Origin of the sequence: Bradyrhizobium sp. AS23.2 (assembly GCF_001908185.1) — a bacterium.
Taxonomy (GTDB): domain Bacteria; phylum Pseudomonadota; class Alphaproteobacteria; order Rhizobiales; family Xanthobacteraceae; genus Bradyrhizobium.
This window is the reverse complement of sequence record NZ_LGHM01000144.1, coordinates 24,392-48,866: the sequence shown is the minus strand read 5'-3', so window position 1 is coordinate 48,866 and position 24,475 is coordinate 24,392. Positions and strand designations below refer to the sequence as shown.

Here is a 24,475-nt window from a genome sequence, read left to right as displayed (position 1 = left end):
TCTCGATACTGCCCGATCCGGATCTGATCTATTGGGGCAAGATGCACTCAATGGCATTCACGATGCTGGAGTTTGGCATCATGAACAATGCCGGGTTTACGGTCATCACGGGGGAGATCGGCTCGGGGAAGACAACCCTCGTGCGCCACCTCCTCAAGAAACTCAGTCCGACGCTGACGCTCGGCCTGATCTCAAGTTCACCGCAGGGACGCGAGGAGCTGCTTCAGTGGATTCTGATGGCTTTGGGCCAGCCGTTCGATGGGAATTATCCCCATCTTTTCAAAAACTTACAGGACTTTCTCCACGGCCAATACGCCACTGGCCGACGGACGGTTCTGATTATTGACGAAGCGCAAAATCTCGAGCCGGAAGCGCTTGAGCACCTGCGGATGCTATCCAACATCAATGCGGACAAATTCCAGGTTCTGCAACTTATACTTGTCGGTCAACCGCAGTTGCGGGATTTGCTTCTGCTACCCAAGCTGCACCAGTTCGCCCAGCGCATCTCGTCCGACTTCCACTTGCGGCCACTGGATACCCGTGAAATTGCCAACTACATCGCCTTCCGCCTTCATGCCGTCGGCGCCCCTCGCCCGCTTTTCACCCAGGAAGCCTGTACATTAATCGGAGCCGCCAGCGGCGGGATTCCACGAATGATCAACGTTCTATGCGACACCGCGCTGGTCTACGGGTTCGCCAATGACCAAAAGGTCATCGGCGAGCAGCTGGTCCGCGATGTTATTGCAGACAAGCAACAGTATAGCATTTTTCCCGTTAAACAGCTCTCCCGGGTTCCCTAAGTAGCTGAAAGCCATTAATTTCTGAATATTGCCCTCGGTTCGTTGGGGCGTCTTGGCTTGAGTTATTCAGCAAAGATTAGGATTAACACTTTACTTCGCGCATCTGCGCCCTTCGCGAAGAGGAAAAAAACATGCGGACGGTTTTGCTGGCTGTGTTGATGTCTATTTTCGCCACGTCGGCCTTTTCACAGACACTCAAGCCTGGCGACACCCTGTCGATCACCGTTTTGCAGGATCCAAAGCTCGACCGCACCGTTGTCGTTGATCCGCTCGGGGAGATCGCCTTTCCGCTCGCCGGGCATATCCGGGCTCGTGGGTTAACCCCTCTCGCGCTCGAAAACGTTCTCAAGACGAAGTTGCGGCCGAATTACAAGGACGACGCATTGGACGTGACGGTCGCCTTGGCCAACGCTCCCAAGGATGTTCCGGAAGAGGACTTGAAGCCTAAGATCTTCATTACCGGAGAGGTCTTGAGGCCCGGACCTTACGTCGTCCGGCAGCCGACTACGTTGATGCAGGCCATATCGCTTGCCGGCGGCCTCGGTCCCTATGCTGCGAAGAAGCGAATTCAGGTGCGTCGGCGCGCCCCCGGCGGCGACGAGACAATCTACGTGTTCAACTATAGGGCTTATGAGGCCGGCGCCGATCTCGAAGGCAACATCGCCTTGAGGGCGGGCGACGTGATCATGGTCCCGGAGCGAGGATTCTTCGACTAAGACGCAGGCTTAAGTGCACCCGGGGGCGGGACCAACTGTGAAGAGGATTGCGATTGCGGTCTCGATCTCGTTCGGGCTAGCACCGGCGACCGCATTTGCGTGGGATTGGTCGCTTAGAACTTCTGAAAGCGAGACGGTCGAGCTGAACAGCAACCAGTTCTTGAAAACGTCCCCCGGCAGGCTCAGTCGGCTCGTATTCGACCCTTTCCGGGACGGCTGAGGCTCTTACGCCAACGTCCAAGCTCACCTTGGATGGCGACGGCTCTTACAGAAAATATTGGGGACCAGGCGTCGAAGGAACGTCCACCGAGTTTCTCTCCTACCGCGCGAAAGCTCGCTACGAGCAGTCCGGGAAGAATCCGTTCGACCGTGAATTCGTCGAAGCCGTGTGGAGCCAGCAGAGCACGGCACTGGCGATATTGAATGACCTCGGCGTTGCCACGCCTGCTACCGGCTTCCTAGACCGGTTCACGGCCACTGGCGGCATCGATCGAGCGCTCAACGCGCGCGACACCGTCAGCTTGTTTGCAACATCGACCCGAACCTACTACGAGCCGTCAAGCGGGGGGGGTCCCATTTACGGATACATTGGCACGAGGATCGTGGCGCCATGGGCTCAATTCCACGACGGGTGTCAACTTGTCATCCGAAGCCGAACTGCTCGACTACGACAACGCATTTAGCACGCAGGTCGGCATCTTTCGGAATCAGGTCGGCGTGGACACTGCGCTCTCGTCCCTACTCTCCTTCAGGGGCAATATCGGCGCTGCGTATCTGGTGACCGATCGCGGCGTCTCGGCGTCCGCAATCGGTGGAGTGAATTTGAATACTCCTGTCGGGAGCACGGCTCTCGATTGGATCGGCGATGCCATTTTGACCTACAAGTTCATGAAGACAGCGACGCTGTCAGTCATTGCCAGCCAGTCGGTCGGTCCGACCGTCGTCGGCTCGCTGCTCAAGCGAGACACGGTCAGCGCCAGTGTGAACTATCTGATCAATAGCCGCGAGAACCTAACCTTCTCGGCAAGTGGCAACCGGCAGATTACCACGACGACCACCGACTACGTTTCAGCTTCCGCAACCTATGCTTACAATCCGATACGCGATGTATCGTTGCAGTTCACCTACCGCTACCAGCACCGCTTCGCGAGCACAGGGACGACGATCTTCGACCCGCTGACCGGTACACCGACAGTTTCTGGGACCGGTCCCGCAGATTCACACAGCGTGCTGTTCGTTGCCACCCACAACTTCCTCGTGCTTCCGCACGGAAATTAGAGGGTCTTCTTCATCGCATCCTGGATGTTTTTCTTGAGCTCGGTGCCATCCGGTTCGAGCTTGGCGGCCGTCTCCAGCTCCTCTTTGGCTTTTTGAGCCTGTCCGTCCGCAGCGTAGGTGAGGCCGAGGTGATAGTGCACCGCGGAGAGGCTCGGTGACTTCGCGGCCGCGGGCTCCAGAATGGCGATTGCCGATTTGATATCGCCCTGCTTGAAACGAGCCCAACCAACCGTGTCCTGGAACTGTGGTACGTTGGACGCCTTTAGCGTTTCGGCTAGTGCGGCAGCCCGGTCAAGGCTTTCCTTGTCAGACCGCGTATCGAGGAGGAGGCTCGCCAGATTGTTGATCACCACCAGGGACTGCGCCTGAGGTTGGTCCTTTAGGATCGACTCGTACTGAGAAATTGCCGCCGCATTATCGTTCTTCAGGATCTGAAGACTTGCGGATGACATCCTCAAACTCATGTTCTGAGGGTTCTCCTTCAAACCGCTTTGCAAAACACCATCGGCGGCATCGTAATTCTTGACGCGGATGTAGTACTCAGACAGGGCGCTATAGCCGGACGGGTCCTTGGGCTTCTGCTTGATTGCCTCCTGGAAACTAGCGATCGCATCCTGATCGTTCTTTTGCGCCAGTCTGCTCTGCCCGAGAATGACCAAAAGTTCCGCGTTGCCGGGATAGCGCTTGTTCATCTCCTGCAAGAGCGCCACTGCGTCAGCAGCTCGCTCCGCTCGAATATAGGTCGACGCCAACGCAACGGCCGGCTGGATCGCCTCCGGCGCGGCCTTGTGTGCGTCTTCTAACGCAGCAACGCTCTCCCCAATGCGCTGTTGGCCAGCAAAAGCTGCAGCCTTGATCTGGTCGGAAACGACACGACCATCTTTGTTGGCCGCAATGGTTTGCGCAATTGCGAGGGCACCGTCCCAGTTCTGACGACTAAGCTTGACCTGCGCGAGCGACGAGAGGGCTTGCAGGTTACCCGGATACCGAGCGACGACCTCGGTCAAAACATCCTCGGCGCGCGCCGCATCGTTCCGGCGCTGAAGGAAGGCAACGTATCTCAGGGCTACCTCTGGATTGAGGTTCGAATTCTTCAGCGCGTCCGCGTACTGACGGTCTGCCAGTTCGGGCTTCCCGCCTTGCTCGTATGCAAGGGCAAGCGCGAGCAACAATTCGGGTGATTTTGGCTGGTCATTCAATGCTTCGCGCAGATCCGCAATGGCGCTGTCCGCCTGTCCCCTGTCTAGGCTGAGGGCTGCGCGAAGACGAAGCGCGCCGGAGTTTCGACGGTCCTTCGCTAGAACTTCAGATATCAGAGGCTCCGCCGTGGCTTTATCTCCCCTGGCGATCAGCATTTCAGCAAGCCTGACCTGTACCTTGAGTTTACGATCGGCGTTATCGACTTCTGAAGCGAGCCTCTGCAACTCGGCAATCGCATCGCTCTGACGATTCCCAACGAAATCGAGGTCTGCTAGAGCGAATCTGAAGTCAAACGTGTCGCCGCCCGCCTTGATACGGGACTCGAGTTCGACCCTAGCGGTGTCGACCCCCTTGAATGTATTGAGGAAACGAACCAAGTCCAACTCGACCTTACTGTCGGATGGATTGGATGCGATCCGTGCGCGCAACTCTTTCTCGGCATCATCGAACTTTCGTTCAGCCGTGAGGATCTGGATCAGCTGAACGCGATACGAGGCGTCCTGCGGATAGTCCGCAACCAGTTGGCGTACCAGTTTTTCCGCTTCGGCCAGGTCGCCCTTCCTGACAAGAATATCGATCCGCAATCGTGTCGCGCGCAGGCGATCCGCATCTTGAGCCTGCGACGGAAGCGCATCCAGCATTTTTATGGCGCCGCCACTATCGCCGTCAGCGAGCTTTTTCGAGGCGAGCAAGGTCACTGCGTCGATATTGGTCGGATCAATTTCATAGGCACGTTGCGCTTCGCGGACTGCGCCAGCGGGATCATTCATTCTGACCAGCGCCAGTGCCCGGACCGCATGGAGCGCGGCATTCGGTTTGTCGCCGTTGTTGGCCGCGTCGAGAATCTTGATCGCCGGCTCGGCGCCTCCGCCGGCAACCATGACCCTTGCGAGCTTCACTCTCGCATCGATGTCTTTAGGATCAAGCTCGACAATCCTCCGCAGATCGAGAAACAATGAATTGGCCTTCGTACGCTCGTCGATTCCAGCCAGTGCTTTCCAGACTTCAACCTTGTCGCTTTTATATTTGACGGCCTTAAGAAGCTCGAGCCTCGCGCCGAGATCATCGTTCTTGGCGATGAGAGCCATGCCGCTTTCATAGTAATCTTGCGAACGCTGCTCTGGTGAGCCACAACCGGTAAGGAAGGTGGTCGCCAAGACAAAGCCAAAGAGCTTCCAGCCCGTCCTCCGGACAAAGCTAGATTCCAACTTAAGGCCAGTTTTCATTTTGGTATCCAAACTTTTGCTTGCTCGCGATCGCACCGAGATGGCCTGCGCCCGCGCAGGATTACCCATCGGATAGAAGAAATTCAAACCTGTTCAGCCGGAAAATTCGCCGCAGGCGCGCAGAAACGCCCGTGATTGTCAACGACAAACCTGCTCGCGCAAGCTGCCTTCTGACGCCCATCAGCACACCGAAGAACCGGCTATCTAAATGGTGGACACCGGCGAGATCAATGTTAACGGCCTTGCTTTCCTTCATCGCCTGCCGAACGAAGGGAAGCAAAGAATCGATTTTGTTCGAGGTAGCTGAGCCCGAGAGACTAAGCGTCACACGCTCGTCATGTTGAACGGCGTGAATTGCAAACTCTGCCCGTTGTCGCGTCAGCCTGGCGGTGATCGCAAGTGGAAGGACGCAAGTGCAGAGGATCTGAAGCAGCGCTTTGCCATCGGCCCAATACCGCCGCCAAAGATGAGGCTCCTCCTTAATTCGCCAGAGCCACTCGAACCCCGTGCTTCGCAGAAGCGGCGGTGCCCGCCGAATCGTCCCAGCTTCGAAATTAATTGTCGCGCCGAATTGCGCCCGGATCGGAACCGTGAGGCTGTGATGGTTGCGTAAGAGCCAAGCCTGCGCCTTCTCCGCATTCAAGAAGACCGCGAGCAGGTCGGCTCCGCTCGCATTTATCCGGGAAATAATATCAGGTGAGCTCAGCTCGTCCACCGACCCAAAGCCCGGATTCAATACGCCGACACATTCGAGCCCACCTCTCTCCGCATTCAGCTTCGCACCGACCCTCTCGACGAGATCTCCAGTTCCACCGAACAGAAACACGCGCAACCGATTTTCCGTCCTGGACTTCAGCCTACCGAAAAGATCGGAGCCGGCCACCCTCTCGTGAATAGGAACCCGGAGAAGCTTCGCGATCCAGATTAGGGGCATGCCGTCTGCGAGACAGAGATCGCTCAGCAGCATACTGTCACGAAACGCCTCATTCTGTTGGCTCTTGATAAGGAAGTTGACGTTCGGTGTCGAGATGAGGAGTGGTTCGCGTTTCGCAGCAGCCGTGTCCATCGCTCGGATAAGCGTTCGGAAGTCAACGGCATCGACAGGTAGCCCGAGCAGTCCATACAAGTCGCGCGTGACTTCCCGATGATGGTCCCCCCCGTCCAAGATTTGCGGTTCCAAGCGCGTGGCAGGCGCGCTTAGCGGACCGAAATGGGCAGTCTGGATAGTGCTCAAAATCGAGATCTCACGAACTGACGTATTAATCGGCTGGGCGAACCGCCCCAAATTCCATTACTTTTTAAGACAAGATCCAAATAACATACGACAGGCGACGTCTGGAAGCCGATTTAATCGCGGTGATTAATGCGGCCGCCCCTCGGAGTGCCGGAACCGATTTACCTTGCTGGAGCTTAGGGGGACCCGTTTGGACTCACGGCCAGTAGTTAATCTTGCACATGAACGGTCTGCCGCGATAGGCTGTCAAACTGGCATGGGACCGGACGGGCGGTCCGAGGTTATTTATTTGCGGCTGGCGTAAGTAATGTTCGAAAATGTCAGGGCCGATTTTGCGGCGCATGGCAGCGACTGTGGAGCCCAGGGCTTCTGGGTCATGCTGGTATATCGGTTCGGGCGCTGGCGTTACGGCATACGCCCGGCGGTGCTGCGGAAGCCTTTCTCGCTGATCTACAAGGTCCTCTACAAGTTCGTTCAGATACTGACTGGGATCGAGCTGCCCTGTGAGACCATCATCGGGCGCAACTTTGTGATTGATCATTTCGGCGGGATTATTGTTAGCGGCTATGCCCGGTTTGGTGACAATTGCAGGATCCGAAACGGTGTCGTCGTCGGATTGCGCCGGGTTGACGAACCTTGCGCGCCCGAGATCGGCGACAATGTCGATATCGGCGCCGGCGCCAAGTTGCTGGGCCCGATCAAGGTCGGCGACAACGTCGTGATCGGGGCGAACGCAGTCGTGCTCTCGGATGTACCAGCGAACTCGATCGCAATCGGCGTGCCCGCCATCATCAAGCCCCGCCGACCGGAAGCGCGGAGGGGCGCGGCGCTGTGACCGGGAGCGTTAGGTCCGTCCCGTATGCCTGCGGCGTCGTGGCGATCGGGCGTAACGAGGGCGATCGCCTGAAACGCTGCCTGTCGTCTGCCCGTCAGGCTCAAGCGATCGTTTATGTCGACTCCGGCTCGAGCGACGGGTCGGTCGCCTGGGCGCGAGGCCAGGGGATCGACGTGGTCGAGCTCGACACCAGCGCCGGCTTCACGGCCGCACGCGCCCGCAACGCAGGGTTTCGGCGACTGAAAGAACTGGCCCCTCAGTTGCAGCTCGTGCAATTCGTCGACGGCGATTGCGAGCTCGCCGAGGGCTGGCTCGGCGCTGCGATCGCTTTCCTGCAGCAGCAGCCGGACGCCGCGGCGGCGTTCGGGCGGCGCAGGGAGCGGCATCCGGAACGTTCGATCTACAACCGCATCTGCGATGCCGAGTGGAACGTACCGCTCGGCGAGGCGCGGGCCTGCGGCGGGGACGTCATGATGCGTTTGGCGGCGCTGGACCAGGTCGGCGGCTATCGCGACGACTTCATTGCCGGCGAAGAGCCGGAGCTGTGCGTCCGCCTGCGCGCGGCCGGCTGGACGATCTGGCGGATCGACCCTGAGATGACGCGGCATGACGCCGCGATGACGCGGTTTGGCCAATGGTGGCGCCGCAACGTGCGCAGCGGCTACGCCTTTGCGCTGGGGCGATTTTGCCACGGCGCCCCGCCCGAGCAGCTCTGGGTGTGGGAGAGCCGTCGCGCCTGGCTGTGGGGCATCTGGCTGCCGCTCGCCTGCGCGCTCGCCGTGATCGCGTTCGGCGCGGGCGGCCTCGCATTGCTGCTGATCTACCCCCTCCAGCTGCTGCGCCGCATCCCGCGGCAGCCGGGCGGCCTGCAGGACCGCATCGGATTTGCCTCCCTGGAGTTGCTGGGACGGTTTGCGGAAGGCATAGGCCAGCTCAGGTTTGCGGCCGACCGGCTGTTCAAGGGGCGGAGCCAGATCATTGAATACAAGTGACGCGGAGGATCGGCGGAGCCCTCGATCATGACTCGATCATAAAATGTGAAAAGCAACCCAATGCAAAGTAGAACCGTGCAAATTGCAGGAGAGGCGGCGAAGACGGGCAAGTGATTGATCTAACTGCCCCAACATCAACTCAGCGCGCGAACTGGACGAGACATGGAGATTCCGCACGACTCCCCCACGCAGATGAGCGCGACCACTCCGGATTGGTCGCGCGAGGAGGTCACGTCGTTCTGGCAACCAAGCCGACAACTCTTAAAGACGATCCGCGGGTACCAGAAGCACGTGAAGAGAGGGGGAGCCCTCTCGATGCTGCGCAGACGTCTTTGCGTCCTCGAGCACCGCTTCTGGAGCGTGGTGACGGGCGCGGACATACCTTTAACTTGCAACATTGGGGGCGGGCTTCTGATGCCGCATCCCAATGGGATCGTGATTCATCCAGACGCCATCATCGGGGTGAATTGCTTGCTTTTCCAGCAGGTGACGATCGGGACGCACCGTGGCGGTGGAGTACCCGTCCTGGAAGGCCACGTCGATGTCGGAGCCGGCGCAAAGATACTTGGAGCGGTGACCATACCCGCGCACTCCGAAATTTCCGCCAACTCGGTCGTTACTTCATGGCCTCCGAGGAAATAAATGCTTTACCGCGGCGGTCGGTCAACTGAGATTGGCGCAAAATCGATTGATAGGCTCGCAATGCGGAATTCTCGATAACCAGCCACTAATCTTCTGCTTTCTCTCCCTGTGGAATGGCCTTCTCCAGTGCTGCGTGGAAAGACCTCCCATGATCGAAAAATTGCTCCCTGAGGTCCGCGCAAGCCAAAGTAAGCCGCTCGTAAACCGCGGGAGAATCCACAAGTGAAAGGATTGCCTCGACGTAACTCAGGACGTCGTCGGTTTTGGCGCTCACCGACGCTGATCGCAACAGCTCTAATGCCGGCACCACTGGATTGGTTACGATCGGTCGTCCCAGCAAAATTGGCTCGACGGCCGTCATAGCTAACCCTTCTTCGAATCCACTCCGCGTCGGAATAATGGCCGCATGACTCTCAATCAACAATTGCCTTAGGATTTCAGGTTCTACGCGTCCCTTAATGTCAATTGCTCGACCAAGACCAAGTTCATCGCACTTTAGTCTCAAGAGTTCCAAATCCGGTCCATCCCCGCACACACACAAACTGACGAGACCAGGCCGTCTGCGCTCAAGAATCGCTATCATGTCCAGCAGGTCGAAAACACCTTTCTCCCGAATCATCCGCCCTGCGAAGAGAAGCCGAAAAGGAACTGCGATCGATGGCGGAGGGTGGAGCGAAAACGCTGTTCGGTCGAACTGAGGCACGATGGTCAATATTCCGGCGGTGCGACCTCCCGTCGCCTCCTTAACTTGACGAGCGCATTCGGGCGAAACGCAAATTGTGGCGTTGGCACAATATCGGAAGAAGAGCGCGTCAGCGTGGCCCAAAAGTCTCTTCAGGATCGACCGAGGACGAAATCCGGAGGGCCACAGCGTATTGTGAAGAACCGGTATCACTTTAATCGAAAATATCGAAAACAGCATCAAGACAAAGTAGTGGGTCGTTCCCGACTGAACGACGGCGTAGTCCGCTCGGAAGCGAACGGCCGAAATCAATAGCCGCAGCCCATATCCGATCTCGACGAGATGATAGAGAATACCACGCGATTTGGCTTTCGGCCTATGCTCGATTTTAAATTGCCCATCCACCAATCTGCAAGGTGGATATCTTGAGGCGACGAGCAAAGCGGCCGCCCCCCCTATCTCGACAAAAAGCCTCGAACTCACTTGAGAACGTCACCGACATTTGGCTGGGATCCGCAAGCCCCTTGCGCCAGAACCTGTGAGCGTCGATTACATTCCCGGGACCGGCGGCGAAGAGAATTCTCGGCGGTCGTATTTTGATGCCATCCGTCATCGAGCAATTCCTTCATACTATCAAGAGCACAGAGGCACAGCATGTTGCGGGGTTTCGTCTTATATTGTAGTTAGATCAACTTAGTCACTGAGCTCCGTCGTGCGCTTGAACAGGTTTTTTGCTGAGTATTTCCCTGCAGTGAAGGCAATCTCAAAGTAGCGTTTCCTGTCTAATACTTTGGAACGAGAATTAATGCAGATGAATCCGCCCCCCACAGCGACCTTTCTGTTCTGCATTGAATCGGGGATTCTTGAGAGTCAAACTTTGCTCGCGATCGAATGCCTCCGCCAATTTGGCGGAAGCCAAGCGCAAGCACCGGTGCTGGCCGTGACACCTCGCAGAGGTCCCTCACTGACGCTCTTTACCTACCGCAGATTTGACGAGCTAGGCGTTAGATACATACGTGAGGATCAGAGGAATTCATCGGAATGGTTTACTTACATGAACAAGGGCTTGGCGGCCAAGCTCGGCGACGAGCTCGCGAAGACTGAGCAGGTCATATGGCTGGACTCTGATGTCCTGGTGGTTTCCTCGCCCGAACCACTTCTGTTGCAGCCGAACGAAGATTTCGCGTGTGGCGCCATCAACAAGAATGTCGGGTCTACTGGTCCCGAGGACCCCTTCGACGCCTATTGGCGGGCCCTGGCGGATGCATACCAGACTTCAGTCGACAATCTGCCTTGGGTGGTTACTCAACGGGATAATCAGCGAGTACGCCTTAGATTGCACTCGGGTGTTTATTCCTTCCGCCGAGGACGCGGCATAGGAGCGCGTTTTGTAAACGACCTTGAAACCATGCTCGGCAGCAGAGTTGCGTTTAGTCGAAAGCTACCGCAACCCGGCGACGATGTCGCCCTCGCGTTTTCGGTCGCCGAACTCAAGCTGCGCTGGCGCAATTTGTCGCAATTGTGCAACTATCAAATGGCACCCTCGTCCCCCTCCTACTCTAGGGACGAGGCTCGCCAGGCTCATATTCTTCATTATCACCACACACTAAGTTCAGAGAGCGGTTCGGACTGGTTCCTTAACGAGCTGCGGACCTTTAGGCCCGACGTTGCGGCGTGGTTGAAGCCCCGGCTACCGCTGAATCGACGCGCCGGCGGGTTGCTTCGGCTTGCAGAGAGACGGCTCTTACGAATGGTCCGGTCAAACCATCGACGGAAGCACGAGGCACAATGCAGATTCATGGTTCATGAATAGACGCCATGAAGTGACTGCTGGAAACCACCAGATCCCCCTGCGGCGACGCGTGATCAACGCCAGCGTTTGGAGCCTCGGAGGTTTCGGCGCGAGCCAGGTCATTCGGTTCGGTGGCAACCTTATTATGACCAGACTGCTGGCGCCCGACATGTTTGGCGTCATGGCAGTCGCAACGGTTATCATGTCCACCCTGGCCGTGTTCAGCGATCTTGGCTTGAAGCAAAGCGTCATCCAGAGCAAACGCGGAAGCGACCCTAGCTTCCTGAATACAATCTGGACCATCCAGATATTACGCGGTTTCCAACTTGGCCTTGCGGCACTTGCTGTCGCCATTGTTGTGGGCGTCGTGACCCATTACGGGTGGATATCGACTGACAGTGTATATGCCGATCCCCGTGTCCCGTACGTCATAGCGTCGGTATCAGTGACTGCAATCATCACCGGCTTTGCTTCCACGAAGGTTTACCAGGCGAGCCGGGACCTTCAGATTGGAAAACTGACGTTGATTGAGGTCGCTGCGCAGATTGCCGGGCTGGCCTCCATGCTCGGGTGGATCGCTGTTGATCGATCAATATGGGCTCTAGTTGCAGGAAGCATTTCTGCCGCAACTACGAGCAGTTGCCTAAGCCACTTCATGTTACCAGGTCACAAAAGCCGCTGGGAGTGGAATCGCCCCGTCATTCGCGAGATCATGCAATTCGGGAAATGGATCTTGCTAACCTCGATCGTCGGTTCTCTCATTGCAAACCTGGATCGCCTCTTACTTGCGGCAATGGTCGACCCTACGACCTTGGGCATCTACGCAATCGCGTTCAACATGTTCCTCTCAATTGAGCAACTCCTCATGAGAGTGGTAGCAGGCATCGCCTACCCCGCAATAAGTGAGGTCGTTCGCAACCGCCCAGATAACTTGAAACGAGCATACTATAAAATTCACCCAGTAGTAGCGTCTTTAGCGTATGCAGCAACGGGATTTCTCGGCTCGTTTGCGCCGAGACTGATAGCCCTTCTCTACGATGCTCGATACGCAGATGCAGGCTGGATGCTCCAAGTCCTGTCAATAGGACTCATCATGACGCCTTTCCAACTTGCACTTCAAACTTTCATGGCTCTCAACATGCCTAAAATCAACTATGCGGTAGCCGTACTTCGTCTTACTTTGATACTGGTCGCCATGCCTGCCGGCTTCTGGATACTTGGCTTGCAAGGTGCATTAGTGGGGCTGGTTTTGAGCAGCGTAGCTTGCACTATTGCGATCCTGTTCGTCAGTGCAAAGGTCGGCATTCTCGATGCACCCCGGGAGTTGTTGCCGTTGCCCGCAGCGGCTGTTGGTCTAATCGCAGGAAATTTGTTGTCCTCGATACATAGCTGATCTCTGTAGGCGGCCGTCAGATCCCAAGAAACAAGAACAATCAATTTGGTTGAACAATGAGCAGCACGACCATTGTCACTTGCGTCGAGGCAGGACCCCTAGAGGCCCAAGTTCTCCTACTTGCCGAGTCCATCAGGACCTTTGGGGGACCGGCATCTAGCCTTGACATCATCGCCGCCAAACCTCGGCGCGGACCGAAGATCAGCTCAAGAACGCTGAGCGAGTTCCGGCGCCTCCGCGTGGAGTTCATCGACAAACCATTCAACACCGAACTCGATTGGTGGAATAACGCCAACAAAAGTTGCGTCATGTCCCAGCTCGAGACCCGAGTTGCAACGCCAAACATCACATGGATGGACGGCGACATGGTTGTACTACAGCCGCTTGACTGCCTCTCTCCAGCGAATGGATCGCAGTTCATTGCGCGCGCAGGAGAGGGATATCTTGGATCGGACGGCATCGACGATAATGCGCCGTATTGGCGCAAGCTTTGCGAATTGATCGAGATCGATTTCGAACGCTTTCCAGAGATAACTTCATTTCCCGAAGGTAGACGTATTCGGGCCTACTGGCAGACTGGAATCTACAGCTATGCCACCGCATCGCGCCTTGGAGGCGCACACTACGACATCATAAAGAAGTTACTCTCAAGCAGCATCGGCTCCAAGACCGCCGGAATATACCATCAAGATCAAGTTTCCATTTCGCTGGCAGTGCAAAAGCTCGGGCTACAACATTCAGAATTCGCCGCTCGCATGAACTTCAACATCAATACGCTCGCAAAGGAGAACGCAAACCTGATCCCGATGCACCAGGTTAAAATCCTTCACTACCATAATGCCCTCTACCGCGAAGGACTCGACTGGGCGAGAAAGTACCTCGATCAGCTTCCCAACGATCGCCGCGAGTTGGTAGAGAAGTATGCCCCGTTCACCGCGAACGCTTCGTATCCCACACGCCTCTATCGGAGGCTCCTCAAGCTTTCGCGGCAACGGCAGGTCAACAAATTCAAGGACAGCGCCGTGCTGTACTAAGTTGCACAAATGCCAGTCTCAATGAGTGGCGGCCAAGCTCTTAAATCAGGTTGCCGATCGCGCTACAACAGCGCGATAATGTTTGAAGCTAGCCCTCAGGAGCATTTGGGCCTGCAGCACGAAGAGCAAACTTCATAGGTCGAATATTATTGGCCAGGCATCGCGCACGGAAGAATTCCATGAGATCATTTTTAAGCCTCATCACAAACAGCCTCCTCCGTCACACAAATCTAGAAATTCGAAAAATCAGACAGCCTCTACCTCACTATCCGATGATCGATGTGCTCCAGCTATGTGCCGGCGATCTCTTGAAGCGCGTCCGTCACCCTTTTGTCCTACAAATTGGCGCCAATGATGGCTCAACAAATGATCCCGTTCGCGGATTGATCGTAGAACACGGGCTGCCTGCCTTGTTGATAGAGCCGCATCCCCTAGCGTTCCAGAAGTTACAACAGACGTACCAAGGACATAGCAATGTTAAATTGCTAAATCTGGCGATTGGCGAGTCAGATTGCGACGATGTTCCGTTCTACGTGCCTGACAACGAGCTAGTGCACTCTAATCCGCGTACGCATCGTCTCTGTTCGTTTTCAAGAGAGCAACTGTTGCGGGCTCTGACGGGCGTAGGCGTCTCACACGCAGATTCTCGGATACGAGCGATTGGCATCCCTACGAAATCAGTGAACACCCTACTCAGAGAGAACAATCTAGAACGCGTAGATATCATCCAGATTGATGTCGAAGGATACGATTGGAAAGTTCTAGCGCAGTTTGACGCCAAGGCTCTACGCACGTCCCTCATCAATATCGAATTTTTCGCTTTGCCTTATCACGAACAACGCCAATGCATCTTGAGGCTGGCTTCCAATGGCTACAAGATCAGCCATTTTCACGGTGATCTTGTAGCCTATCAAACTTGGCCGGGCGCTCTCGATTCCGTTGCTCCGTCGGAAACTATTTCTTATTGAAGGCGACGATCGCCGACCATTGTGGAGGCGCTGATTGCTGATAGACGTCTTCAAGCACGGACCAGACGTTGCTTGAAGGCGACGAACCTCCGAGTTGAAAGCAGGAAGGGAACTCGCCTCCTGCAGAGAGGAAATTATTGTAGTTCGTGATTGTATATCCCTGTAGCGTTGCAACGTTCTTCCCAGCTGCGCGGAGAGCGTTGACTTGAAGATTAGTGCCGTAGTCTGGAGAATAACCTCCTTCATAGCCACACATCTTTTTCACACCTAGACCGGCCGCCCACGTCGCGATGTTCTTATAGTAATTGGCGACACTTGCGAGATTCGCGAATCCGGTTCCTGCCGCTAACGAATTCACGTACGTTGTAGGCGCCGATTGATCTCCCGCCGCGAAGGCGGTGGCGAGCACAATCTCTTGTGGTCCCCCGTTGAGCAAGCCGCCTTGTACTGACGGTACGATGTATTGCGCGCAGCAGACGTGCGTCACCCAGTTTGCGGCGGGAGACCCACCATTGGAGACAAATTTAGCAGAGGTAAGTCTGGGATCCTGGCTTTTAATCGGCAAAGTGCTGAATAGAACGGTTTGGACGCCGCACAGCACTTGGTACCTTGAGCGATTGTTTGAATAGACCTTGCTGACCGCCTGCCCTAGGACCGACATCACTTTGCCCATCCAATTGTGGTAGTCTGGTCCCCATCCGTAAGCATTGGCCTTTGCCACGGCGTAAACCGTCTGATTGAAGCCCGCCGCGAAGTTCCAAAGTTCGTTACATCCTTCGAAGCGAGGGACCATCCATGCTGGTCCATTGTCTCGAATGTAGGTCGCAAGACTGGAGGCGAAGTCAGTGAGGGGGTCCGCCGCCAACGGTGGCAGAACAAAGTATGGATGTGCCCCCATCTCCGCACAAAGTTGCACACAGACCTCGGGAGGAACACCGGCCGAAAGGCCCGCACTTCCGGTCGCGCTTCCGCCGCCAAAAGTTAGCCACGACCCCAGCGCGGCATCGTACACCACAGTTGCAAAAAGTCCGGCAACTGGACTGTTGGCCGTACCTAGCGTATTCCCAGATGGGTCCTTCAACGGGATTTTCGTTGTGGAATTCAGACTTAACGTTGGCTGACGATTCCCAAAGCAATCGCCCGACGCTTGCCCGCTCAAGGCAATGTTTGCACCTCGAGGAGTGGACGAGACCTGTATTGTATTCGCGTCAATTACGTTGCAGACGTAATAGTTGCCACTTGAAGTGAGCGGCGCCGGCAGAGTTGATCCGCCAAATCCGACCGGGTCGTTTAGGCCAAGACCATGCGCTTTCCAAACGACAACTGACCCGGCTCCAAAAGTTACGGTAGTTTTCGGGAATATTTTGCTCGCATTCAATTGAAGGATGACTGTCTGTTTGTCCGATGGACCTCCCGTACCGAAATTGAGAGCAAAATCATCGCCGGTGTTTGACGTAAGACCAGCACAAAGGCTCGCGCGAAGTTCCTGCCCGCCGTAGCTTACATATCCAACAGGTTTGCGCGTCGACCAGGTCGTGAGATTGCTGTTGTTTCCGTACTGCCAATTGAGAAATCGATAGACACCAATATTCGCTTGGAGCAGTTTAGCCTTAAACTGCGGTCCGAACATTTTTCCAGCCTGGATATCAGCTTCATCAGCAGCATGGAACAATTTTAGATTCGTGATGCGGGGCGTTGAGATCGACAGAATACCGATTCCAAGCTGGGTTTCCGTCGTCGAGAACACGTAGCGCCCACTGCCCCCAGTGCTTGACTTGCTTCCACTGACGGGGGTGTTCTTTCCCAGGATGTAAACCGTCCCATTACCATCCCAAGTGAGCACGTAGTTGCCCGGTCGGGAAACTTGCGATGGAATGAATGTGACGAGATATTGACCGCCATTTCTAACAACTGTGGGATAGCCATTTGCGTCATGATCGCGGGGATCGACCATGTTGTTATTTGACGCATAGCGCCAAGTACCGCCCGCTTTCATAAAGTTGAGGAAGGGATACTCTCCGCTGTTGCCACTCGGAAAATTGAAGTTGATTTGAGTCTTGCCATTGTTGAATGATGCGGCGGTCGCACCAAGGCTGGCTGCGGCGTTCTGGGCCACGAGCGGCGCCGGTGCGCCGAACGCGATGTCGGCTGGGATGGCTGAAGCAGCGGTTAACCCTCCTAGCAGCTGGATAAGTTCCCGCCTGTTTACGTCAAAGTAACTATCCATCATCTGGTCCTATCTTGGCGATCATCAAACGCAGGCTCTTTGATGGAGCTTATCAGCATGAAATTGAAATCTAGTTGATCCGCAGTAAGCGAGTTCCCCTCCAGATTTATCCGATAATTCACCAAACTAGGATTAGATCAACAGAGCTTGGTCGGTCTGCTAACGATCTGCACGCAGTTCCTCACCTGAGGACACAGTTCGAAGTCGCTGCCGCTTATTCGCGATAGGCTTAGTCCCAACAACGCGGATCGACTCAGCCTGACCAAGCAGAGCGCCCGCGAGCAGCCAGCTGAAAGGATTGATGGTGGCGTTCGGTAACAGGTCTACAAGGCCAACTGCCACCACCAGCGAAAGCGAAGCCAAGAAAACCTGTTCTCGCTCAGGCATCCGGCCCACGGCTCGCAAGCTACGAAACACCGGAAGAGACAAGAGTCCAAACTCTGCAATAAAACCAAACAATCCAAACGTACTCATCGTAATGATCCAGTGGCCATCAGTTATGCTGATGTCTTTTCCAGTCTCATCATAGACCCTACCGCGGCCAAATCGTCCCCACCCAAACCAAGGACGCTCCGAAGCGTGCGCGAGAAGCATCTTTTCCTGGTCAAAACGAACCTTCAATGACGTCTGACGTTCCACGCTGACAGCACCCGCCGCATCTAGCAGAAGATCGCTCGGAAAAAGATCGGTCGCTCTGAGCATTGGATACACAAGCGCCAGTGAAACCAGAAGGGCAGCAAGCCGCACCTGAAGACGCGGGCGCATAAAAAGGATCACTGGCGTCAAGACCATCGCATAAACAAAAGAACCAAGCGACTTGCAAAGAAGCAGCGTTCCAGCCAACCAGGCCGTAGAAACAGCAGCAGACTGAGACAGTATTTTCTCGCGGCATCGCCACAAGGCAGCCGAGGCAAGCACTGCCATCATCGCAAAGAAGGCAACTTTGAGTCCGTGCCCTAGAAACACAACCGGCCGAAACCCGCCATCGCGGACTTGCTGTTCAAATGAATTCGGAAAATAGCCATATATCCAAGTGTGCAACTGAGGGCTGAGGCGCACTTCAAGCAGCATAGGAAGAGTGTAGGCGAGTCCAGCAAGGGTCACTATTCGGAAAATGGTATCGCAATCTCTCAAACCTCCGAGATACCGACGGCCGAGCATGAATGGGATTAGCACGATTAGCTGAGCCACGCAGGCTGAAAGTGCATCGTAGTGCCCAACTCCGGGTAGAACAAAAGAGCCGTAGATTCCACCCACCTGCAACGCATCTGGATTAAACTCAGATGTGATGAAGGGCCCAATGAGAAGCGCCGCGAGTAAGACCTCCACAAGGCCGATACCCTTGGGTAAATGGGAAGGCCTGCGAGCAAAGGACCAACACCCCAATAGCGCGACTAGCGCGGGGATGGAGTTCTTGTCGAGCGCTGGCACGCCGGGAAGCTTTATCTCAGTCCCGACTGGAAGAACTAGGTATCCGCCCAGGATAGTCCAAAGCAGCGCTTGGCTCACAGGTCTTGTGGCAAACAAGTAGATCGATACTAATGGCCACAGCAGAAGCGCGGCATAAGCGAAGTAGTTCGGCGTAATAATCAAGGAACTCAGCCTGGGTTTCTTGTTGATCAATCTAACCTATCGAAAGCATCAACAATGGATAGATCTGCCCCACCCCCAGTAGATTTGCCACGGTGTAGTCTTCCAGATGCTACCCGCCGACAAAGCTTTTGATTTTCCGACGAGCTTGGCGAATTGCCGAACCGACGCCGCGCTTGATCGACTCTGCCGGCATCAGCACCAGGCCGCGAAATTTCTCTTCAGGCCGGGCCTTAAAAATGGTGCTGTGCGCAACGCCGGTCCAGTGAGCCGGAGCCTCCTTGGTATAATAATACGTCGCGAAGGAAATCCTGGGGCCGGGCGCAGCGGCGGAGATGGGCATCACGCCATGATAGCTGATGTCGCTCGTCTCAAAGATGACGCATCGGTTAAATTTTGGAATAAACGAAGCATCACAGTTCTTTACGTCCTTGTCCCAAAGCTGAATCTGGCCGCCCCAATCCTCCTTCCATTCGGGATTCAGATAGACCAGCAAATTGAGCCTGCGATGGAGCTGCCGATCCTCCATGTAGTTGAAGTCGAGGTGGACGTCCAAACGACCGCCAGGTCCCGTCATATGCATGCCGCCTCCGACCAGCTGCGGGTCAGCTAAGAGATTCGGAATACCAGTAATATATGAAAGATCCGAAAGGAATTCGGCGGATGCAATTGCGTCATTCAACTGCGCGATTGGCGCAGGAAACTTGGCCGCATCGGTGATTTGCACCTTCTTGCGTTCGTTCACCGCCTGAAAGGACACGCCTTTGGCCAAAGCCTCCTCGAAGGAGGGATAAGCCGCCGAGATAGCGGCGGCCGCGGAAGGCTCGAGGAAGTTTTCGATCGTCACGAATGGAAAAGGCTTTGCCGACCTAAATTGAGCTCGGAGAGCTTCTCGGTCCAAGGAGTTCACAATCATCTGGTTGCCTCGCAGGATCAGTCGAAAATGCCGGCTAGACGTTAAATCGACATTGCCGTTTTCGGCCGACAAATTCAATGAGTTAATTCTGATATGGTCAAAACGGGAGCTTCGGGTTCTTATTTTAAATCTAACTGGCGGCCGCTCGTTAGCAGCGACGAACTCCGATTGGCGGACATTCTCGTGTCATTTACCTGTTAACCGGTCGGTGGCGCAGAACCGCAGGTGGCGCGCGCCGCGCCATTGCCTGCGATAGCCCCCATGAGATAGTCCTGAAGCGCCGGGTCTCCCCGCGGGATTTCTGAAAAGTACCTTTTTTCATGAGCTTATTGATCGTCATCGTAAATTTCCGTGTCGCCGAGCTGACCATCGACTGCCTGCGTTCCCTTCAGGACGAGATCGCCGGCGTCCCCGGCACAAGCGTAGCCGTCTGCGAGAATGGGAGCGGCGATGACCAGGCGCTGCGCATCCAGCACGCGATCGAGGCGAACGGCTGGGACGGCTGGTGCTCGCTGATGGCGAGCGAGACCAATCTCGGATTTTGCGGGGGCAACAACGTCCTCATCCGGCCGGCGCTGGGCTCGGCGCAGCCGCCCGACTACGTCCTGCTGCTCAACCCCGATACCGTCGTCCGGCCGAATGCGATCAAGGCGCTGGTCGACTTCATGGCGCAGAATGCGAAAGTCGGAATTGCGGGCAGCCGCCTGGAAGATCCCGACGGCACGCCGCAACGCTCGGCTTTCCGCTTCCAGTCGGCGGCGAGCGAATTCGAGGGCTCGCTCCGGCTTGGCCTCGTCAGCAGATTGCTCAGCCGCTGGATCGTCGCGCCCCCCGTCGTGGACGAGCCGATCCCCACCGATTGGGTCGCCGGCGCGAGCATGATCGTGCGGCGACAGGTCTTCGCCGACATCGGCCTGCTCGACGAGGGCTACTTCACCTATTTCGACGACATCGACTTCTGCTTCAACGCCAGGAAGAAGGGTTGGCCCACCTGGTATGTGCCATCCAGCCGGGTCGTCCATCTGGTCGGTCAATCGACCGGCGTGAACCGCACGCCGCGGCGCCTGCCGGCCTATATGCTCGAGGCGCGGCGACGCTATTTTCTGAAGAACCACGGCGCCCTCTACGCTGCCCTGGTCGATGGCTGCACGCTTGCGGGCCTCGCCCTGTTCAGATTGAGAAACCTCGTGAGCGGAAGGAAGCACCAGACGATTCCGCACGTGCTGGGAGACCACTTTCGCCACAGTGTCTTTACAAGGGGCTTTGGCCTCCCAACTGTCCAGGCGCCGACCGTCAAGACATAGCGACGAGCCGCATCGTCAGACTGGCCATGATCCGTGCGCACGCACTCGCGGCCCGGGACACGGCCAAGGACGCGCGTCGATCAGACGTTGCCGACCAGACGCTCGCATTCGCGGTCGAGAGCCGCAGCCCAGAACACCACGTCAATTCCGAAGGCTTCCTCGAGGCGCGCAAGCCTCAGCCTCGAATTCGCCGGCCGCTTCGCCTTCGTCGGAAACTCTGCCGTTAAAATAGGGGTGATGCGCTCACACTTGAGCTCCACGCCCCGCGCCCGCATCCCGTCCACGATCGCCGTCGCAAATCCGTGCCAGCTGGTCTCGCCGCTGCACGCGACGTTGAGGATGCCGCCGCGCTCGCCGAGCATCCTGGCGGGATCGCCCTGCGCCGCGCCCAGCACACTGGCGACTGTCTCCGCGATCACCCGCGCCGGGGTCGGCGCGCCGACCTGGTCGGCGACGACACGGAGCTCCTCGCGCTCCCTGGCGAGGCGAATGATCGTGTTGAGGAAATTGGCGCCCTTCGCAGCATAGACCCATGAGGTGCGCACGATCAGATGCGCAGGCGCGGCCGCGATGATCGCCTGGTCGCCGGCGAGCTTGCTCGCGCCATAGACCGACAGCGGGTTCGGCGCACTGTCCTCGCGCCAGGGCGCCGTGCCCGAACCGTCGAACACGTAGTCGGTCGAGACATGGATCATCGGCACGCCGTGGCGCGCCGCCCATTTCGCCATCGCCGCCGGCGCCTCGGCGTTCACCCGGAATGCGAGCTCGCGCTCGTCCTCGGCGCGGTCGACGGCGGTGTAGGCCGCGGGGTTGACGATCAGATCTGGCCTCAGTGCATCGAGCGTCTCCCCGAGCGTCTCAGGCCGCGACAGATCGAACGCATCCCGCTTCGGCCCCAGCACGCTGCCCTGGCCCTCGAGCAGCGGCAACAGAGCGCCCCCGACCTGCCCGCTCGTACCCGTCACAAGGATGCGCATCAGACTTGTCCGTAGACCGGCAGGTTCTTGACGTCGGCGAGCAGAGGCGCTGAGGCGTCCTTGGCGGATAGCGAAGGCGTCTCGACCTTCCAGTCGATCCCGATCGCCGGGTCGTCCCACCGCACCGAGATCTCGTCCTGCGGGCTGTAATAGTCGTCGCATTTGTAGAAGAAATCAGCCGTCTCGGACAGAACCGAGAAGCCGTGCGCGAAGCCGCGCGGGACCCAGAGCTGACGGCGGTTTTCCTCGCTCAACTCGACGGCGACATGCCGGCCGAAAGTCGGGCTGCCGAGGCGGACATCGACCGCGACGTCCAGCACCCTGCCCCGGAGCACGCTGACGAGCTTGCCCTGTGTGTTCGGATTTTGCAGGTGAAGCCCGCGAACGACGCCGCGGCTCGACCGCGACAGGTTGTCCTGCACCAGCGGCCGCGTCACGCCATGCGCGGCGTAGCGCGCGAATTGATAGGTCTCGAGGAAGAAACCGCGCTGATCGCCGAACAGTTTTGGTTCCAAAATCAGAACCCCGTCCAGCTCCGTTTTAAATGCCTGCATCTAGCCAATTCGCCCAGAACGTCATTTACCGTGTCGGAATACCAGACTTGTGCGTCGCACACTATTTGATAGTTTCCGCTTGGTAAATCTGCGAGGGGGCCATGAAAGGGATTATTCTTGCCGGCGGGACCGGTTCGCGGCTCTATCCCGTCACGACGGTGGTCTCCAAGCAACTGCTGCCCGTGTTCGACAAGCCGATGATCTATTATCCGCTGTCGACCCTGATGCTGGCAGGCATCCGCGAAATCCTCATTATCACGACACCGCCCGACAAATCCCTGTTCCAGCGGCTGCTCGGCGACGGCGCAGGCTTCGGCCTGAAGCTTTCATATGCCACCCAGGAAACCCCGCGTGGCCTTGCCGACGCTTTCATCGTCGGGCGCGACTTCGTCGGCGACAGCGCCGTGTCGCTGATCCTCGGCGACAACATCTTCTACGGCCACGGCCTGCCCGAAATGCTGGCCAAAGCCGCCGAACGCCGAAGCGGCGCGACGGTCTTCGGCTATGCCGTCCAGTCACCCGAGCAATACGGCGTCATCGCGTTCGACAGCACGGGAAAAGCCCTCTCGATCGAGGAGAAGCCCAACCAGCCAAAGTCGAACGTGGCCGTGACCGGCCTCTATTTCTACGACAATGACGTGCTCGATATCGCGGCCAATGTTCGCCCGTCTGCGCGCGGCGAAATCGAAATCACCGACGTCAACAACGCTTATCTCGAGCGCGGCGATCTCTTTGTCGAAGTTCTCGGCCGCGGCTTTGCCTGGCTCGACACCGGCACTCACGCCTCCCTGGTTGAGGCCAGCCACTTCGTGCAGATCCTGGAGCAGCGGCAGGGCATGCGCATCGCATGCCCTGAGGAAATCGCGCTTCGGAAAGGATATATTTCGCTGGACGATTTCAACAGAGTGGCCGAGAAGACCGCGAAAAGCAGCTATGGTGAGTATTTGAAGGCGGTCTCCCAGTCGTTCGGCCGGGGACCAATTTAATTAGGGGATTTTCAGGTGCGTTTTGCCGGAGCAACGATCTTCGTCACAGGCGGCGCAGGTTTCATCGGATCGGCGGTAATCCGCCATCTCCTTCGCGACACCGGCGCTCGCGTCGTCAACATCGATAAGCTGACCTATGCCGCCAACCTGGCATCGCTGCCAGGCGCAACCGAGAATCCGCGCTACGCCTTCGAACGGCAATGCATCTGTGAAGCGGATTCGCTGCGAAAGCTGTTCGAGAAATATCAGCCCGACGCGGTCATGAATGTCGCGGCGGAAAGCCACGTCGACCGCTCGATCGACGCTCCAGCCGAGTTCATCCAGACTAACATCGTCGGCACATTCACGCTGCTTCAGGAAGCGCTGCGCCACTGGCGATCGCTCTCTCCGGCGCGGCGCGCGCTGTTTCGCTTCCTGCACATCTCCACCGACGAGGTGTTCGGGTCGCTTGGCTCCGACGGCCTGTTCAATGAAACGACCTCCTACGCTCCCAATTCGCCGTATTCGGCCAGCAAAGCGTCCTCGGATCATTTGGTGCGCGCGTGGCGTGAGACCTACGAGCTGCCAACGCTGGTGACGAACTGCTCAAACAACTACGGCCCGTACCATTTTCCCGAGAAGCTCATCCCTCACATGATCATCAAGGGAATGGCCGGAGAATCCCTACCCGTCTATGGCGATGGCCAGAACGTGCGGGATTGGCTGTTCGTCGAGGATCACGCCAAGGCACTGGCTCTGGTCCTGGAACGCGGGGCGCCCGGCGAAACCTACAATGTCGGCGGACGCAATGAGCGGACCAATCTTCACGTTGTGCAAAGCATCTGCGATCTCCTCGATGAGGAAGTCCCCAGCGGCGACGGCGTGCGGCGCCGACTGATTTCCTTCGTCAAGGACCGGCCAGGCCACGATCGCCGCTATGCAATCGATGCGTCGAAGCTCGAGGGAGAACTCGGCTGGCGTGCGGAGGAGAACTTTGACACAGGGCTTGCCAAGACAGTTCGCTGGTATTGCGAGAACAGGCATTGGTGGCAGGCGATTTTGGACCGGGGCTATAGAAAGACGCGCCTCGGCACTGGCTGAGACGCTCCAAGAATTGCCTCGCACAATTGGCCACGGTCAGACCTAAAGC

General features: G+C 57.0%; 21 protein-coding genes. 12 read left to right on the top strand and 9 right to left on the bottom strand.

Annotated features, from left to right (window positions below):
• The 3 genes from AC630_RS28575 to AC630_RS28565 form a co-directional block, all read left to right on the top strand.
• Window positions 1-800 (top strand): ExeA family protein (locus AC630_RS28575; protein WP_074121792.1); only part of this gene is annotated, 800 nt, incomplete at its 5' end.
• 131 nt (window positions 801-931) lie between these two features.
• A complete protein-coding gene (locus AC630_RS28570; RefSeq protein ID WP_074121784.1) occupies window positions 932-1,516 on the top strand; it encodes a polysaccharide biosynthesis/export family protein in 585 nt (194 codons plus the stop codon).
• Between the two features lie 639 nt (window positions 1,517-2,155).
• Window positions 2,156-2,794: a hypothetical protein gene (locus AC630_RS28565; protein ID WP_074121783.1), complete on the top strand. Its 639-nt coding sequence runs from the start codon at window positions 2,156-2,158 to the stop codon at window positions 2,792-2,794.
• On the opposite strand, the gene AC630_RS28560 is transcribed toward AC630_RS28565, so the two are convergent.
• Both AC630_RS28560 and AC630_RS28555 read right to left on the bottom strand, forming a co-directional pair.
• Window positions 2,791-5,220 carry a tetratricopeptide repeat protein gene (locus AC630_RS28560; RefSeq protein ID WP_074121782.1) on the bottom strand — a complete coding sequence of 810 codons (2,430 nt, stop codon included), beginning with the start codon at window positions 5,218-5,220 and terminating at the stop codon, window positions 2,791-2,793. The genes AC630_RS28565 and AC630_RS28560 overlap by 4 nt on opposite strands.
• Before the next feature lie 61 nt (window positions 5,221-5,281).
• Window positions 5,282-6,346 (bottom strand): WecB/TagA/CpsF family glycosyltransferase, encoded by a 1,065-nt coding sequence (locus AC630_RS28555; protein ID WP_143198393.1) that lies wholly within the window; start codon window positions 6,344-6,346, stop codon window positions 5,282-5,284.
• A 415-nt stretch (window positions 6,347-6,761) separates the two neighbouring features.
• Here AC630_RS28555 and AC630_RS28550 point away from each other — a divergent pair, with 415 nt between their 5' ends.
• Window positions 6,762-7,289, top strand: coding sequence for a serine O-acetyltransferase (locus tag AC630_RS28550; RefSeq protein WP_074121781.1), 528 nt, complete (start codon window positions 6,762-6,764; stop codon window positions 7,287-7,289).
• The gene (locus tag AC630_RS28545) at window positions 7,286-8,281 is read left to right on the top strand and encodes a glycosyltransferase family 2 protein (RefSeq protein ID WP_074121780.1); all 996 of its coding nucleotides are present in this window, start codon (window positions 7,286-7,288) and stop codon (window positions 8,279-8,281) included. The genes AC630_RS28550 and AC630_RS28545 overlap by 4 nt, the downstream gene beginning before the upstream one ends.
• Before the next feature lie 384 nt (window positions 8,282-8,665).
• On the opposite strand, the gene AC630_RS45685 is transcribed toward AC630_RS28545, so the two are convergent.
• Together AC630_RS45685 and AC630_RS28535 are read right to left on the bottom strand one after the other, a co-directional pair.
• Entirely contained in the window at window positions 8,666-8,872 is a 207-nt protein-coding gene (locus AC630_RS45685) for a hypothetical protein (RefSeq protein ID WP_167561301.1), read from the bottom strand.
• 136 nt (window positions 8,873-9,008) lie between these two features.
• Window positions 9,009-10,010, bottom strand: coding sequence for a glycosyltransferase family 4 protein (locus AC630_RS28535; protein WP_143198392.1), 1,002 nt, complete (start codon window positions 10,008-10,010; stop codon window positions 9,009-9,011).
• Window positions 10,011-10,410: 400 nt separating this feature from the next.
• Here AC630_RS28535 and AC630_RS28530 point away from each other — a divergent pair, with 400 nt between their 5' ends.
• The 4 genes from AC630_RS28530 to AC630_RS28515 all read left to right on the top strand — a co-directional run bounded on the left by AC630_RS28530 (window position 10,411) and on the right by AC630_RS28515 (window position 14,792).
• Window positions 10,411-11,418 (top strand): GT-B fold glycosyltransferase domain-containing protein, encoded by a 1,008-nt coding sequence (locus tag AC630_RS28530; protein WP_074121778.1) that lies wholly within the window; start codon window positions 10,411-10,413, stop codon window positions 11,416-11,418.
• The gene (locus tag AC630_RS28525) at window positions 11,411-12,790 is read left to right on the top strand and encodes an oligosaccharide flippase family protein (protein ID WP_083636432.1); all 1,380 of its coding nucleotides are present in this window, start codon (window positions 11,411-11,413) and stop codon (window positions 12,788-12,790) included. The genes AC630_RS28530 and AC630_RS28525 overlap by 8 nt, the downstream gene beginning before the upstream one ends.
• A gap of 56 nt (window positions 12,791-12,846) precedes the next feature.
• Window positions 12,847-13,824, top strand: coding sequence for a GT-B fold glycosyltransferase domain-containing protein (locus AC630_RS28520; protein ID WP_074121776.1), 978 nt, complete (start codon window positions 12,847-12,849; stop codon window positions 13,822-13,824).
• 179 nt (window positions 13,825-14,003) lie between these two features.
• Window positions 14,004-14,792 carry an FkbM family methyltransferase gene (locus tag AC630_RS28515; protein ID WP_083636431.1) on the top strand — a complete coding sequence of 263 codons (789 nt, stop codon included), beginning with the start codon at window positions 14,004-14,006 and terminating at the stop codon, window positions 14,790-14,792.
• Here AC630_RS28515 and AC630_RS44355 read toward each other — a convergent pair.
• The 3 genes from AC630_RS44355 to AC630_RS28505 form a co-directional block, all read right to left on the bottom strand.
• Entirely contained in the window at window positions 14,779-17,022 is a 2,244-nt protein-coding gene (locus AC630_RS44355) for a hypothetical protein (RefSeq protein ID WP_143198390.1), read from the bottom strand. The genes AC630_RS28515 and AC630_RS44355 overlap by 14 nt on opposite strands.
• Window positions 17,023-17,178: 156 nt before the next feature.
• Entirely contained in the window at window positions 17,179-18,642 is a 1,464-nt protein-coding gene (locus AC630_RS28510) for an O-antigen ligase family protein (protein WP_083636430.1), read from the bottom strand.
• Between the two features lie 79 nt (window positions 18,643-18,721).
• Window positions 18,722-19,603, bottom strand: coding sequence for a 2OG-Fe(II) oxygenase (locus tag AC630_RS28505; protein ID WP_245330546.1), 882 nt, complete (start codon window positions 19,601-19,603; stop codon window positions 18,722-18,724).
• A 242-nt stretch (window positions 19,604-19,845) separates the two neighbouring features.
• On the opposite strand from AC630_RS28505, the gene AC630_RS28500 reads away from it, so the two are divergent.
• Window positions 19,846-20,829 (top strand): glycosyltransferase family 2 protein, encoded by a 984-nt coding sequence (locus AC630_RS28500; protein WP_074121773.1) that lies wholly within the window; start codon window positions 19,846-19,848, stop codon window positions 20,827-20,829.
• Window positions 20,830-20,909: 80 nt separating this feature from the next.
• Here the strand turns inward: AC630_RS28500 and rfbD are convergent, their stop codons facing one another.
• Window positions 20,910-21,806, bottom strand: coding sequence for a dTDP-4-dehydrorhamnose reductase (rfbD, locus tag AC630_RS28495; RefSeq protein WP_074121772.1), 897 nt, complete (start codon window positions 21,804-21,806; stop codon window positions 20,910-20,912).
• Window positions 21,806-22,360, bottom strand: coding sequence for a dTDP-4-dehydrorhamnose 3,5-epimerase (gene rfbC, locus AC630_RS28490; RefSeq protein WP_074121771.1), 555 nt, complete (start codon window positions 22,358-22,360; stop codon window positions 21,806-21,808). The genes rfbD and rfbC overlap by 1 nt, the downstream gene beginning before the upstream one ends.
• A gap of 101 nt (window positions 22,361-22,461) precedes the next feature.
• Here rfbC and rfbA point away from each other — a divergent pair, with 101 nt between their 5' ends.
• Together rfbA and rfbB are read left to right on the top strand one after the other, a co-directional pair.
• Complete coding sequence (rfbA, locus tag AC630_RS28485; RefSeq protein WP_074121770.1) at window positions 22,462-23,346, top strand: glucose-1-phosphate thymidylyltransferase RfbA; 885 nt, start codon at window positions 22,462-22,464, stop codon at window positions 23,344-23,346.
• A gap of 15 nt (window positions 23,347-23,361) precedes the next feature.
• Complete coding sequence (gene rfbB, locus AC630_RS28480; RefSeq protein WP_074121769.1) at window positions 23,362-24,426, top strand: dTDP-glucose 4,6-dehydratase; 1,065 nt, start codon at window positions 23,362-23,364, stop codon at window positions 24,424-24,426.
• Window positions 24,427-24,475: the final 49 nt, after the last annotated feature.

What these genes read in the sequence shown, in the direction of transcription:
- AC630_RS44355 (WP_143198390.1), bottom strand. Translation starts at nt 17,022, where the DNA reads ATGATGGATAGTTACTTTGACGTAAACAGGCGGGAACTTATCCAGCTG.
- AC630_RS28520 (WP_074121776.1), top strand. Translation starts at nt 12,847, where the DNA reads ATGAGCAGCACGACCATTGTCACTTGCGTCGAGGCAGGACCCCTAGAG.
- AC630_RS28515 (WP_083636431.1), top strand. Translation starts at nt 14,004, where the DNA reads ATGAGATCATTTTTAAGCCTCATCACAAACAGCCTCCTCCGTCACACA.
- rfbC (WP_074121771.1), bottom strand. Translation starts at nt 22,360, where the DNA reads ATGCAGGCATTTAAAACGGAGCTGGACGGGGTTCTGATTTTGGAACCA.
- AC630_RS28550 (WP_074121781.1), top strand. Translation starts at nt 6,762, where the DNA reads ATGTTCGAAAATGTCAGGGCCGATTTTGCGGCGCATGGCAGCGACTGT.
- rfbA (WP_074121770.1), top strand. Translation starts at nt 22,462, where the DNA reads ATGAAAGGGATTATTCTTGCCGGCGGGACCGGTTCGCGGCTCTATCCC.
- AC630_RS28570 (WP_074121784.1), top strand. Translation starts at nt 932, where the DNA reads ATGCGGACGGTTTTGCTGGCTGTGTTGATGTCTATTTTCGCCACGTCG.
- AC630_RS28500 (WP_074121773.1), top strand. Translation starts at nt 19,846, where the DNA reads ATGAGCTTATTGATCGTCATCGTAAATTTCCGTGTCGCCGAGCTGACC.
- AC630_RS28530 (WP_074121778.1), top strand. Translation starts at nt 10,411, where the DNA reads ATGCAGATGAATCCGCCCCCCACAGCGACCTTTCTGTTCTGCATTGAA.
- AC630_RS28560 (WP_074121782.1), bottom strand. Translation starts at nt 5,220, where the DNA reads ATGAAAACTGGCCTTAAGTTGGAATCTAGCTTTGTCCGGAGGACGGGC.
- rfbD (WP_074121772.1), bottom strand. Translation starts at nt 21,806, where the DNA reads ATGCGCATCCTTGTGACGGGTACGAGCGGGCAGGTCGGGGGCGCTCTG.
- AC630_RS28525 (WP_083636432.1), top strand. Translation starts at nt 11,411, where the DNA reads ATGAATAGACGCCATGAAGTGACTGCTGGAAACCACCAGATCCCCCTG.